We start from the raw sequence: 14,003 nt of genomic DNA, 5'->3' as shown, positions 1-14,003 counted from the left end.
CCCAAATCCAACCTAAATGAAAAAATTAATAACAACATTACTTTTTTGCGCTGCAGTACAAAGTTATGCGCAAACCCATGGTATTGACGGCACCTACACGCAAACCATTGGAGAAGAGTCTGCTGACACAATTAAGTACAGCTTGACTTTAGAATCAAACGGGACGTACGAATTTCATTCGTATTCTCATAATGTGAAAGGCGTTTCGCCAGAAACCAAGAGCTACAGTAAAGGCTTTTGGAAGGCAGATAAAAACACCGTATCCTTTTCTACAGGTAGCGAATTGGAGCCAGATGGTAAATTTCCTTTGGACTTTCGATCTGCTCAAGCACAGATTATTTTTGAAAATCCGAAAGACACTTCGGATGATACCACACACAAACGTTTAAAATTTTATGTTTCCAAGATGAAATGGTTACCTGGCACTGAATTAACCATGCAATAGGATCTAAAAACAAGTACAAAATCACACCCCGCTTTTTAATTATTAGCGGGGTGTTTTTGTTTAACTAACTAACTAACTGCGCTGGACCAGCTAGACTACTACTTCATTTCAGTCCATAAAAATAATAATGACACTTCTTAAAAGCCTTTGTTAATAACCTTGTTGTTTTAATACTATTATAAACATCAATTTTATATATCTTGTTATAACAATTAATTTAAAAACTAAACCAACCTACTCTACAGTTCTAAATAATGCTATTCGCCCTATTAATAAGGGCGATATAGTTTATGGTTGGGGTGATGTATGGAGTTTATGTCAAGATGAAAGTAAAACCTATTATGATTAAACAATGTCTTCTATCCTTAATATTTCTCTTCAATTTTATCTTGGTTACCGGACAGACAGATACGAAAATAAAAGTACCTGAATTAGATGATAGTTACAGTAAAACCGTACAAATACTTGAAAACGGAAAAACTGATATTGATTATAAATCATTCCGAGAAAGCTTTACTGAAAGTAAACAGTTCAAAATTGCATCAGAAAAAAGAACTGAATTTAGGGAACTGACAAAAGCAATGTACCGACAAATGTCGGAATCGAAATACGATAGTATTATTACTACAACAAAAAAGTTATTGAGTATTGACTATACAAGTATGAATGCTCACAAAATATTGAGGCAAACCTATAAATATATTGGTGATACAATGAATGCCGAAAAACATAAAACTATACAATTTGGACTTTTAAAATCGATTGTAAATAATGGTGATGGGAAATCTTGTGAAAACGGATGGTCCGTAATCCAAATATCTGAAGCGTATTTTATATTAGATATGCTTGGAGTTGAATTAGATAATCAAAGAATAGCTGGCGGAATATGTGACCGAATGGAAGTTGTTGATGAAAACGGAGAAAAGAAAATTTATTACTTTGAAATTAGTAATGTATTTAAAGGAAAGGAAAAACTAAAAAACAAGTAAAACAAGCACATAACACCGTGGATATTTCATTGCTAGTGCCAGCTTGCTTGGCACACACATCTCATCTTATACAACAACTTTAGCCTGTATTTTGACGCAACCTTTCGAGCCTTCCTGTATCTATAATTAAACTACAACAACTTTGAATGAGAACAAATTTTCTATTATTATTATTTTTAATAACTGGAGTTCATAATATAATTGGACAATCAAAAACAAATGATAAAAACAATTATATATCTCTAAACTTGGTTTCACCCACATTTAGTTATAGTCCTAGATGGACTTTAGGGTATCACTATGTTTTAAATGAACGTTATATTTTAGGAACAGAATTAGGAATGGGTTCATACGGAACCTCTGTTAATTTTGCTGCTGATGGAGACTGGATTGATAATAAGTATTTTAGTATTGAATTTTCACCTGAATTAAAATACATATTCAACTCGAAAAGTAAAACTAAAAAGTTTATAGCTATTGAACTTTTTTACATTTATCATCGTGATAACTTAAAAAATGAGGTTTACAGAAATATGTCCGATTTAAAATTTTATAAATATGATTCTGCTGATTACCAAAGAAACAAATTTGGTTTGAATCTAAATTATGGTCTGATAATCAATTTTTCTAAAAACTTTGGCTTAACCCCTAAAGTAGGTCTAGGAATAAAGATGAGAGATGTGAAATTTTCAAATATAGCAAATCCAATAATAGAAAATAACTATGAAGAATCAGACACTTTTTTTACATCTTCTAACGACTACTTGACAATTGAAGGTTTTGAAACGAACATAAATTTTAATTTTGAGTTACAATTATTTTTTAAATTTAATTAATAAACATTCCTAAATACCGTATATAATTTATAGCTAGTCCTAGCCTACTTACAAAAATTGCTTCGCCAGTTCGCTGCGTATAGGAACCGTTGTGATCCATTTGAAAAACAGCTTTTATAATGAGTAAAAAAAGATTATTAGTACTACTTTTTCTATTATTAGTTTCAATTCCTGCTAGTGGACAAGATAGGCAGTTAGAGGATTTAATGGTTGGTTTTCAGTGTGGAATATATCCTCAATCGTCACCTCTAGTCGATAAAATAACGCATTTAGTACATAACAAAGAATATTCTGAAATCGCAAAACTTTTATACTCAGAAAACAGTGGAGAAATACTCTTAAGTATCTTAATATTAGAACGTCTAGCTAAAAACAAACTGTATTCGCTTAGTGAAACGGAGCTAAAAGATATAAATCATTACAAATCTTTATCAATTCCAGTTTATAATTGTCTAGGGTGTTTTTCAGAAGTAACTTTAATGAGCTCGCTTTTTGAAAAAGAAAATTCGATAGAAGAAATTACTTGGTTAAATAAAATTCTTCCAATTAAATAAACGTGTAAAAACTAATAAACCACGACAAATTACTGTGGTAAAAAAAAACCAAGCCCCACACCCCGCTTCTTAATTATTAGCGAGGTGTTTTTTTTTAGGAGACGGGTTAAATGCGCTGGGAATACTGCATCACACTCTTCATTTCAATGCAGATAAACAATTATGTTAGTTTGTACAATTTATTGAGAAACTTGATGTTGCTTACTAAATAACCACCAATTTTATATATCTTGTTGCTCAAATTAATTAAAAGCAAACCAACCTACGTTGAAAACTTTTATGCTGCTACTATCCCCTAGTATTAAGGGTGATATAGTTTATGATTGGGATGATGTATAGAGTTGGCACTAATTAAACTCAACATTATGAAAAAAACATTTTTACCACTTCTAATTATAACTTTATTTTTTAATACAGGCTGTAGCCAAAACTCTGATAATCTAATTAATGATGAGGATTACTATAATATTAGAAAAGTAAAAACAATTTTTGATTTAGGACATTATAATATAAAAATAAAAGGTAATGATATATATTTTGATAACATTCATGATGATATTTCAAGCCCAACACAATATAATAATCTTTATACAGAATTCAATTTCAATAACATTTATCAAATAAAAGATAGGTTAGAAAACACCTATTACTTTAGATTTGGCTGGGATTTATTTTACGAAAATGAGAATATATTTACAAATGTAGAGTGGATAGGTGATATGAAACCAAAACAAACAGAAAATTTTATAGATTTTAATTTTCAAATCGTAGATATTGATTATATCCAATTTGGAAAAAAAACTTTATGCACTATAGGAGATAGTCAAACTTGGTGGAACAAAGCACAAAGTTTAAGAAAATATATCAATGAATCTTTTAATGAATTAATTTTTATTGGCTCTAATACAGATATTTATGGATATGGTCACGAAGGAGAAGGAGGAAATAGTGTTAGTCAATTAAGTAAGAGAATTGACAATATACCGTATTCAGACTATTACACTTTACTAATAGGAACTAATAATGAAGGTAGTGATATTGAAACTACTGCCAATGACATAGTAAAAATCACTAATCATTTAGTAAAACTAAACCCAGACGCAAAAATATTATACTTAACACCTATACCTACAACAAATGAATCAAGAGATTTATTTAATAGAAATTTATGTGAAAATATATTATTAAAATTCAAAAATAATGAAAATATAATAATATTGGATTTAGGAACAAAAATGAGAGAAAATAAAAATTGGAAATCTGATTATTTGGAAAATGATGGGCTTCATCAAAGTGATAAAGGAGTTCGATTTATGAGTAAATTAATTGGGGAAAAAATAAAAACTATTGCCAACAATAGTAACCATTGCACAACGCTCTAAAAATTTATGCTCAAAACAAATTTAAGCCCTTTTTAGGGCTTTTTTAATTTTCTTAAACTGTCATTTAATTAAATTTTGGTTGGTGGAAACTGAAGATTATTAGGTTTTGGAGTCCATTTATTTTAGAAAATATAAGACCAAGTGCTTTTGCCTTGGTTTTTGACAGTTTCTGTGTAAACTTCAAGTACTTTTTAAGGTTGTATGCCAAGGCAGCTAAATGCATAACTTTATTTGCTTGTTTTATCTTTATGGTATTTATTTTTATTAAGCCCATAAATTGGGTGAGTGTCCCAAAAACGGGTTCTACCGTACTTTGCCGTTTGCCTTTCATATAGCTGCCTTTCGGACTGTTTAAACGTTTTATATTACGTTCATATTCTGCTTTGTAATACGTTACAGAAAACTTTTTCTCTTTGGCAGTTTTACCACTTGCAAGATTTAATAAAGCAAATTTTATAGCAAATAACGCACTATTCTCTACAAATGTATTAAACGATTATTACACGTACGACCCAAAAATAATAGAGCAGTTAAAAGACAAAAAAAATTGGGGTAAAATTATAAAAGGCAACGGAACGAGGTCTTTAGAATATTATAGCAAGACAGGAACTAAAATGCAAATCTTAGGTTTTACCAAACAAGCAAAAAAAATAAACAAAAACTCCAATGCATTGTTTGAACTTTTCGATTTAGTTACGTTTGCAACAGAAGATGGTTTAGACACAGACAATCCTTTAACATTTCCTGGGCTTAGTTTATTTAAACATCCACTTGTTGTTGCTTTTGTTGCATTAAACGATATTGCTGGTATGCTAGTAAAACAACTAAAAGACGAGCAAGATGCTTTTTTGCAAGAAGATATACAGCAAGATATTGATAAAGCAAAATTATTAGGTCTTGAAGCTACAAGACTAGCAAAAAACTCTTGGCATCATAAATTTAATACTTGGAAATTGTTACCTATTTATAATGCCACTGCTAGCAAGCTCTTATTGGGAGAATTTGAAACTTTAAATGATTTAATATCTTTTGACTCAAATATAATAGATGAACTTGACAAAAATATTACCATTCTTTATAGAACAATGGCAAACAAAAACAAAGAAGTAACTATTGATATTATTGAATCAATATTTTTAAATGAATAAACAAATGAAAAAAATACTACTATTTGTATTGGTTGTAATATGTTTAGCAAATTGCAACTCAACAAAACAAGCGCTAAAAATAAAAAGTATTAAATCAGAACATGATGTCACTTTGTTTTACAGTAAAAAAAGGAAAACCATAACATTCATTAGCTTACCTTCCGAAATAATCATTGAAAACCCGTCTACTAAAAAAAAATCGTTTACAGATTATTGGTATATTTATGGAAATAAGTCAAAAGGTAATTTTATAAGCCTATACTTAATAGAAAATGAAAAATTAACAAAGCAAAGTATTTCAAAAATAAAACATATAGAAGGTAATAGCTCAAAAAAATATCTCATCACTTCTAAGCATTTTGTTGACACAACTAAATTTGGAAGATTTTTTTTAAAACCATACATAGAAGAAATGATACGGCTAAAACAAGACACTCTTAATGTTGGAACTATGTCTGAATTTAGCAAAAAGCAAAGTAAATTAATTAAATGGCTAACTAATAATAACGATAGCATTAAAATACAACCATTTAAATTAAAATCTGGATTTGAAAAGGAAATCAGAATTCCAGTTGAATATTAAAGTCCAGTTTCCAATAATATATAAAAATAATAGCGGTTTATTGGCTAAAACCAAAGTAAGTAAATATAAAAAAAGTCTGTGTTTAATCGAAAAATGATTGTTTTAAAATCCGCTACTATTCTTATACGTTAACGTTACCCAACATTAGTCCGAACCTAACGAAATATGAAAAAAAAATTGACTTTAATTATATTACTATTTTATATAGTAAGCTGTAAAACTTCAAAAGAACCAGTTAAAATAAAGTTCACTAATTCAACTCAAGAAGTCATTTTATTTTATAGCAAAAAAATGAACACAGTTTCGGTTATTAGTTTACCATTTGATATTGAAATTATAAATTCTTATTCTGAAGAAAAAGCATTTAGAAATTACACCTACAACTATGGTAATCAATTAAAAGGTAATCCAATTCAATTCTATTTAGTCGATAACAAAGAACTTATCAAGCAAAGTTTTTCAGAAGAAAAATATATAGATAGCAAAAAAACAAATAAATATTTAATAAAATCAAAACACTTTGTTGATACGACTAAATTTAATAGACATTTTTTTAAGCCTTATATAGAAAAAATGCAAAGTTTAAAACAGGATACACTAAATATTGGTACAATATCTCAATTAAAGGCAAAACATAAAGATTTGTTAGACCAACTAATAAAAAATGATAGTGTCTCTTTCCTATTCTATGATAAAAAAACAAAAAGTGGTTTTAAAAAAGAAACTTTAGCAGTTGAATATTAAAGTCCAGTTGCAAACAAAACGAAAAAGCAATAGCGGTTTAAGTGCAAACTTGAACCGTTTTTTCGTTTTATAAAGTATATTGTTGTCCGAAAAGTAGTTTATTAAAACACGTTTCTAAATCTCTTCTTTTTCTATTTTAAAACTATATATAACACACTAAAGTGCCACGTTGCCAATTATAGTGCAACAGACCACAATAGGAACGAAATCCAATCGAAAAATTATAACCTCCTATGAAAACAAAAATCATTCTCATTACTTTGTTAATGACTACATTATCAGTTTTTAGTCAAATTTCACCAGATATAACTGTAACTAACGAAAAGTTTGATCCAAAAACGGTTGCTGTCCCTTTTGTAGTTCTTGATGAAGCACCTCGATTTAAAAAATGTAAAAAAATTACTGGAAACCAATTAAAAAAATGCTTCGAAAATCATTTGAATGATTTTATACTTAATGAAATTAAATATCCTGAACCCTACGAAAAAGACGCTCTATCTGCGAGAGTTTTTGTTGCTTTTAAAATAAATAGAAAAGGAGAAATTATCGATATTAAAACGAGATCCAATCAAAAAGAAAAAGAACTTTTTGAAAAAGAAGTTATACGAATTATTAATACTATTCCTAAATTAAAGGCAGGGAAACATAAAGGTCAAAAAGTAACAACCTCATACTCGACAGTAGTAACTATTGCAATTCAATAATTACTATTACCACTACCAAATTCTCAACTCTTCGTTAAACTTACAACTGACATTTTATGTGATAACTTTAGCACTTAAACCACACCACGACGCACACACAAACTAATACAACACAACTTACACTACAATAAATGAATACACAACAAGCAGTCCTTTTACTCATTTTAATTTTCTCGTTTTCAACAAGTTTTGGTCAGGACAAAAAATCAAATTTCGGATTAAAAGGCGGTGCGAACTATGGGAAATACACTCCAAATCAGAACGCCATTGATTATAATTATCAATTTGGATTTTATGTGGGAGGATTCTTTAAAACGGAAATAACGTCTGAAATGAAATTCCAACCCGAACTTTTATTCGCTCTACAGGGGAGTAAAATACATACCAAAGATAATCCGCTAACGGATTTTAATGGTAATACATTACCTAACTCCAGTACGTTTGACTTTGAATATGAGATTTACGAGTTAACAATCTCAATTCCGCTACCTATAAAACTTTATCTTTCAGAAGCGTTTTATATGGAAAGCGGACCACAGTTCGGATTTATTGTTGATAGAAACATGACGAGTTCTCAGTTTCTCTTAGATGGTAATGATAATAGTTTTGTAAAAGAAGGTGATGATAATTTCGATTCTGGTGTTTGTTTAGGTACAGGATATGAGGTATCAAAATCTCTATCTTTAAATGTAAGGGCATTTACGGGGTTAATAAAACGAGATGATATTAAATCTTTTGTTTTCAATTTCGGAATGGAGTACAACTTGTAAACTGGTTGGCATTCATAAGACCGGATAGAAAGAAAAAAGAACTTGTTTACCGGTTAGTATTTCGGATTAATAAGTCGTAGAATCAAAGCGTGAAACCGCTCCCCCACCACCTTGTACCATAAAACAGGAGTTCCGCATACATACAAAACAACTAATACCTATGGGCTGCCCTCCTGTTATATAAAAATACTATTCGGCGTATATTTGCTACATTAGCAGTCCCAAAAATTAATCACATAAACACTAATGAATAAAATCTTAAAGCAAGCGTTCACCCTCCTAATCGTTTCCCTTGTGTTGTTTAGTTGTAATAGCACTCAGAAAAACAATACTTTTGAACTGCAAGAGGGCGATTTACTATTTCAAAATACTGGAACAGGAGAAATTGATAATGCGATTAAAGATGTAACCGCCACATCATTTTCTAAAAACTACTCGCATGTGGGGATGGCCATGAAAAAAGGTGACCAATTTTATGTGGTAGAAGCGATTCCGAAAAAAGGCGTTCGTCAAACTCCATTAACTGAGTTTCTAGACAGAAATAAAAACAAAAACAATAAATCTCAGACTACGGTTGCTAGACTTGATAGCGACTACAAACCTTATATTTCTAAAGCCCTAGCCTATGGAATAGATAGAATAGGAACGCCTTATGATGACATCTTTTTATGGGATGACACATCGTATTACTGCTCCGAATTGGTTTATAAAATGTTTTCCTCTCAAGATTTACCTACAGACGCGATTCCTTTTAAAACCCAACCTATGACCTTTAACGATAGCACAGGAAACCCAATGCCGAGCTGGGTGACCTATTACAAAACACGCAATCAGCCAATTCCGGAGGGTGTTATTGGAACAAATCCGAACTTGATGGCCAGCAGCCCTCATATCAAATTTGTTCATGATTATGAAACTGAATAATGCGTTTTTTACGAGACACACATAAGATTGAGGACACAAAACCTTTTAAAGTAAATCAGAAATACATCAAAGATGAAAGTCACATTAATTAGTATTCCGGTTAGAGACCAAGAAAAAGCCTTAAGGTTTTATACAGAAAAACTAGGATTCTTAAAAAAGAAAGACCTACCACTAGGCGGAGGCAATAGATGGCTGACCTTAGTTTCTGCAGATTGGCAGGACGGACCAGAAATACTACTAGAACCGGGACCTAATCATTTTTAACCCTGTAAAGTCTATCAAGACGCCCTTATGGAGGCTGGGTATCCTTACACCCAATTTGATACGGAAGATGTGGATGCCGATTATGATCGATTAACACAATTAGGTGTGGAATTCAGTATGAAACCAACAGTAATGGAAACCGTAAAAGTTGCCGTTTTTAATGACACCTGTGGCAATAACATTCAACTGGTTCAAAACCTATAAAACGAAGCCTACCAAATGTCTTTTTAGCTCTACCCTATACCACAAAGCCTACTAATGCTAAGAATCTATCCTTCATAAAAACGGCGTAAAATCATTAAATAAGGCCCTAAAACAAATATTCTCAACACCCCACCTGTTCATAAAACACTTAAGGTGTTTATGTTTAAGGGAACACTTGACTAGTCCAGGCATTTTACACGCCGCTTTCGCTTAATTCTAGCGCTTTTTTATACTTTGTTGATAAGCTTTCAACTATATAACCCGTTTTAATCGATAGTTTTATATATCTTGTTGGCAGAATTAATTAATCAATAAAACCAACCTATACTATAGATCTAAAACGTACTAGTATCCCCTATTAAAAGCAGGGATATAGAGGGCTATTGTGATGATATGAGGAGTTGTAAAACATTTGAGAAATGACAGATGAAATCAAAATCATAACTGAAGGACAAGCAAAAGATTTAATTCTTGAATACGCTTTAAAAAACGGAGATAAAACTATTTCCGCACACGAGATACAAAAAGAAATTTTACCTGAACTATCTTCTGATGAAGTTGAGTTTTTATTTGAAAAAATCCAAAACACAACTGACAATGTCGCTGATGTTGCAATAAGTGAATATGCTTGTTTAATAACAGCAACTGGAATCACAAAAAGATTTATAGAGCAAGGAGGATTTACAAAATCTGAAAAAGAAACTGCCGAATTAAAAGAAAAAAAAGCAGAAAAAGAACGTATTGATTTTGAAAAATCCATTATCGATTTAAGATTAAAAAAATGGCAATTAAAAACGTTTTGGTGGATTTTTGGATTTGCAATTATAGGTTCTGCGTTAAGTGTTTATAATTTCACAAATAGTTTGTCGCCTTCAAAAAATGTAAAACAACAAGAAGAACGAATAGAAAAAATGGAATCGGAATTAGAAAAGTTACAAACTTCCATTTCAAACGGAAAAACTCTTGATTCTTTGCAAACGACCAAGGATTTGACTGAAATCGAAAAAAAGTAATTATCGAAGAATAACTGAAAATTAAAAAACGATTGCTAACAACGTGTAAAAATAATGCGTAGTTTAGTGCTTAATCGAGAGTTAGTGCATTTTTGTTACGTCTGAATTTCCTATCGGAAAATCCTCGCTCACAAAACCGCACTATTCTTACACAAAACCGTTACCACACATTTGAGAAAAACAACAATCATATCATTAATTTTAATCTGTTTCCTATCTGCTTGTCAAACCGACAAAGATTTGAAAGGAACTTGGATTGGTGACTATTCTTCATCTTTTGATTCTGAAAATCCGACTATGATTTTCGCGATTCAAAACTTAATGACTTTTGAAAACAACAAAGTTTATGCTCAAGGTTCTTACAGGGATTATGGAACTGATCAAATAAGAGAAAGTAAAATAAGTTTTTTCTCTAACAATATTGTCTTTAATGACGAATACTCAGAAGATAACCCATTAGAGTATTATGAAATTGTAAAAGTAAACGCAGATTCATTAGTTGTAAAAATTCCAAACAACAACTCTTTACATATTTACAGAAAATTATCAGAAAAACTTAAGAATAACCAGAAACCTGAACTGACTGGGAAAAAGTTTTCTTGGAAAAATGAAATCTTTCAAGACACTATTTACTTTGTGACTGACTCAACTTTTAAGAGAAAATCAAATCAAGACCCACGATTTAAAACATCACGCTGGGAACGAATTAATCACAGAGGATTTGATATCTTATTTTTGGATGGAGATGTTCCTTACCTAATTGAAAACAAAAAAGAAAAAACGATAGAATTAAGAACATTCCACAAAACTGAATTAAAACATATAATGACCGAGTTGCAATAAAAAAACGCATGAGAACAATATATAAAAATAATTACTAAATTAGTTCTTAAACAAAGTTAGTTGCGATTTTGTTACGTCTGATTTTCCTGAGGAAAATCCTCGCACACAAAACCACAACGTTCCTTACACAAAACCGTTGGCCGTCAGTGTAAAACAAAAAACGACAAAAAATATGATGACTCCAATTACAAAAAAGATATCGAAATCAATTCTTGAAAGTATTGAGACAGATAAAATCATATATGCAGAAGTAACACCACCCGGAGCAATGGGTAACTCAGGTGGTATTATAATATACATTAAACAAAATAATAGCAATGAAATGCTCTGTTATGAAACAAGCATTTATGATGACGAACAAACATATCTTTTAGTTGAAGAAAAATTGTTTAAGCATATAGACAGAGAAGATGAGAATAGTAACAAAGAGCAATTATACTTCGACTTTTATTATGGTGGAATGGGCAATAATGTTTTTATCAACAAGAAAATAAATCTCTCAATTCAAGACAACTATTTTATTTATCAAGCAGACGACTTAGAATTTCAGATTTTCTCGTCAGTTCAAGGTGTATTTGATAATGTGGTTAATCAAATGAATTCTAATAAATCAACCAAACTTTCTTTAACAAAAAGAATTTCACAAAAATGGATTGACAAGTTAGAAGATAACGAAATATTTGTTTTCGGTAGCAATCTTGACGGATTACACGGTGGCGGTGCGGCAGCAGTTGCAAGAAAATGGGGTGCAATTTGGGGACAAGGCGTAGGCCTGCAGGGACAAACTTATGCCATTCCAACAATGCAAGGTGGCGTTGAAACAATTGAACCTTACGTTGATGAATTTTTGACTTTTGCTAAGTCAAGACCTAACTTAAAATTTTTAGTAACTGAGATTGGTTGTGGTATTGCAGGTTTTACAGTTGAACAAATTGCACCTTTGTTTAAAAATTCACTTGACGAAAACATTGAGAATATATTTCTACCAGAGAGTTTTTATAAAATATTGACGAATGAAAAAACACCGAACCGCTAACATTGCATAAACATAATGTGGGATTTATTGCTAAATTGTATATTTTGTCACATAATAAAAAGTTTTGGCTAAGTGCTTAATCCGAAAATAATCGATAATTTACACGCTACGAGCCATATACAAGACCGTTACCCAACATTAGTCCGAACCTAACGAAATATGAAAAAAATAATTTTAGTATTACTATTAACCCTAACTATTAGTTGTTCAGACGATGATAAAACTGACAAACAACTACTAGAAAACGATAAAAAACAACTAGTAGAAAACCTAGACTCTTATAAAGTGGCTACTTATAAATTTGGTAAAATACTAATTAGAGCTTCAGCAGAAAAAAACACAATATCACCAGAATTTCAATCTTTCAAATCTGACCTTGATAGAATATTTAATAAAGTAGTAAAATATGATTTAGAAGATCCAGAAAGTTTGACAGTGTTAGATTATATTTCCATTTATCGTGATTATAAAAAAATGGAAGATTTTATAATGGAAACAGATGAAGATATATTTCCAACTTTAATAGATGCATTTAATGTAGTATATGGAGACTCGATTAGCAGGCAAAGAGAATATCTAAAAGGGGAAGAAAAAATATATATTCAAAATATTGAGCATTCTGTTTTAAGTGCTATTGTAATTTTAAGCAAAGATTTAGGGAAAGAAGTATCACTTTATGAATGCTCTAAAACAAATCCAGAATTGCTTCCTGATTCTGAAATAAAAACATTATTACAGTATATTAGAGGGTTCTTGTTTTATGAAAAAGGTTTGTACTATTTATCAGAAGATGAAATTTCAAGAAATATAGATTGGTTAAACAATAATAAAAAAGTGGATTTGCCCTATACAAGAGCAATGTTTCAATGGGGAAACCTCAATAACGAACAAACTCATATAGGCTTTCATTCATTAAATCACTTATTCAGAGGCTTTGATAGGTTAATGATGGAAAGAAAGATTGACGAAAAACGTGCTTTAGAAGATTTTGAAATGTTTTTAAAAGACGCTAAAGAAATTGGTTTGGATAACGAAATTGTTTGGTCTATTGAAACCTACTTGTATTTAAAGAATGAAGACAACGAAAAAGCTATTGCAGCATTAACAAAACTAAAGACAAGTAAGTTACTTTCTAGTGAGGATAGAGAAAAAATTGATGAATCTATTGAATATGTAAAAAACAGAAAACCTGGAGAAGTGCTAAACAGCATTTATGATAAATATTTTTTAAGTAAAATAGCTACCAAATATATGTTTTCAATTTTATCTAAAATAGATTGGGAAAAAGTACTGAAAGAACAGAATGTACCACATACAGAAGAAATTTTTGAAACCATTGATATTTTTAAAACTTTGGTAGAGAATTTAGAAAAGTATTCAAGTACAGAAATCTTAAAAGATACTGGAGAAGAAATAAAAAACGGAGGAAAAAGCCTATGGAATAAAGCAAAAGAATTAGCCGAATGATAATAACGTTGGGTAATAAAGAACTGAATTCAAACATATAATGAAGGAGTTGCAATAAAAAATACGCATGAGAACAATATATAAAAATAATTATTAA

The 14,003-nt window shown here is 30.5% G+C and carries 15 protein-coding genes and 2 pseudogenes; 16 read left to right on the top strand and 1 reads right to left on the bottom strand.

Annotation, left to right across the window (positions count from 1 at the left end; translation table 11 throughout):
- Nucleotides 1-16 precede the first annotated feature (16 nt).
- The 5 genes from BLV64_RS12725 (at nt 17) to BLV64_RS12705 (ending at nt 4,206) form a co-directional block, all read left to right on the top strand.
- Complete coding sequence (locus BLV64_RS12725) at nt 17-445, top strand: hypothetical protein (RefSeq protein WP_092136164.1); 429 nt, start codon at nt 17-19, stop codon at nt 443-445.
- A 389-nt stretch (nt 446-834) separates the two neighbouring features.
- On the top strand, nt 835-1,434 hold the full coding sequence (locus BLV64_RS12720) for a DUF4919 domain-containing protein (protein ID WP_177165333.1): 600 nt from the start codon (nt 835-837) through the stop codon (nt 1,432-1,434).
- 146 nt (nt 1,435-1,580) lie between these two features.
- The gene (locus tag BLV64_RS12715; RefSeq protein ID WP_092136159.1) at nt 1,581-2,270 is read left to right on the top strand and encodes a hypothetical protein; all 690 of its coding nucleotides are present in this window, start codon (nt 1,581-1,583) and stop codon (nt 2,268-2,270) included.
- 119 nt (nt 2,271-2,389) lie between these two features.
- The gene (locus tag BLV64_RS12710) at nt 2,390-2,824 is read left to right on the top strand and encodes a hypothetical protein (protein WP_092136156.1); all 435 of its coding nucleotides are present in this window, start codon (nt 2,390-2,392) and stop codon (nt 2,822-2,824) included.
- A gap of 365 nt (nt 2,825-3,189) precedes the next feature.
- Nucleotides 3,190-4,206, top strand: coding sequence for an SGNH/GDSL hydrolase family protein (locus tag BLV64_RS12705; RefSeq protein ID WP_092136153.1), 1,017 nt, complete (start codon nt 3,190-3,192; stop codon nt 4,204-4,206).
- 64 nt (nt 4,207-4,270) lie between these two features.
- On the opposite strand, the pseudogene BLV64_RS14770 reads toward BLV64_RS12705, so the two are convergent.
- Nucleotides 4,271-4,594: pseudogene (locus BLV64_RS14770) on the bottom strand (transposase); the annotation flags it as partial.
- Nucleotides 4,595-4,619: 25 nt separating this feature from the next.
- On the opposite strand from BLV64_RS14770, the gene BLV64_RS12695 reads away from it, so the two are divergent.
- From BLV64_RS12695 to BLV64_RS12645, 11 genes and pseudogenes are all read left to right on the top strand, one after another.
- Entirely contained in the window at nt 4,620-5,354 is a 735-nt protein-coding gene (locus tag BLV64_RS12695; RefSeq protein WP_092136148.1) for a hypothetical protein, read from the top strand.
- 4 nt (nt 5,355-5,358) lie between these two features.
- Nucleotides 5,359-5,937 carry a hypothetical protein gene (locus BLV64_RS12690; protein WP_143034172.1) on the top strand — a complete coding sequence of 193 codons (579 nt, stop codon included), beginning with the start codon at nt 5,359-5,361 and terminating at the stop codon, nt 5,935-5,937.
- 165 nt (nt 5,938-6,102) lie between these two features.
- Nucleotides 6,103-6,681: a hypothetical protein gene (locus BLV64_RS12685; RefSeq protein WP_143034171.1), complete on the top strand. Its 579-nt coding sequence runs from the start codon at nt 6,103-6,105 to the stop codon at nt 6,679-6,681.
- Nucleotides 6,682-6,914: 233 nt separating this feature from the next.
- Nucleotides 6,915-7,385, top strand: coding sequence for an energy transducer TonB (locus tag BLV64_RS12680; RefSeq protein WP_092136141.1), 471 nt, complete (start codon nt 6,915-6,917; stop codon nt 7,383-7,385).
- Nucleotides 7,386-7,516: 131 nt separating this feature from the next.
- Nucleotides 7,517-8,155 (top strand): porin family protein, encoded by a 639-nt coding sequence (locus tag BLV64_RS12675; RefSeq protein ID WP_092136139.1) that lies wholly within the window; start codon nt 7,517-7,519, stop codon nt 8,153-8,155.
- 246 nt (nt 8,156-8,401) lie between these two features.
- Nucleotides 8,402-9,079: a YiiX/YebB-like N1pC/P60 family cysteine hydrolase gene (locus BLV64_RS12670; protein WP_092136137.1), complete on the top strand. Its 678-nt coding sequence runs from the start codon at nt 8,402-8,404 to the stop codon at nt 9,077-9,079.
- 72 nt (nt 9,080-9,151) lie between these two features.
- A pseudogene (locus tag BLV64_RS12665) lies at nt 9,152-9,547 on the top strand (VOC family protein).
- 419 nt (nt 9,548-9,966) lie between these two features.
- On the top strand, nt 9,967-10,560 hold the full coding sequence (locus BLV64_RS12660; protein ID WP_092136135.1) for a hypothetical protein: 594 nt from the start codon (nt 9,967-9,969) through the stop codon (nt 10,558-10,560).
- A gap of 171 nt (nt 10,561-10,731) precedes the next feature.
- Nucleotides 10,732-11,403 carry a hypothetical protein gene (locus tag BLV64_RS12655; RefSeq protein WP_092136134.1) on the top strand — a complete coding sequence of 224 codons (672 nt, stop codon included), beginning with the start codon at nt 10,732-10,734 and terminating at the stop codon, nt 11,401-11,403.
- 172 nt (nt 11,404-11,575) lie between these two features.
- The gene (locus BLV64_RS14625) at nt 11,576-12,439 is read left to right on the top strand and encodes an A1S_2505 family phage non-structural protein (RefSeq protein WP_218138672.1); all 864 of its coding nucleotides are present in this window, start codon (nt 11,576-11,578) and stop codon (nt 12,437-12,439) included.
- Nucleotides 12,440-12,598: 159 nt separating this feature from the next.
- Entirely contained in the window at nt 12,599-13,906 is a 1,308-nt protein-coding gene (locus BLV64_RS12645) for a short-chain dehydrogenase (protein WP_092136132.1), read from the top strand.
- Nucleotides 13,907-14,003: the final 97 nt, after the last annotated feature.

The organism is Bizionia paragorgiae (assembly GCF_900107625.1).
Lineage (GTDB): Bacteria > Bacteroidota > Bacteroidia > Flavobacteriales > Flavobacteriaceae > Bizionia > Bizionia paragorgiae.
This window is presented reverse-complemented; position numbering and strand designations above follow the sequence as displayed.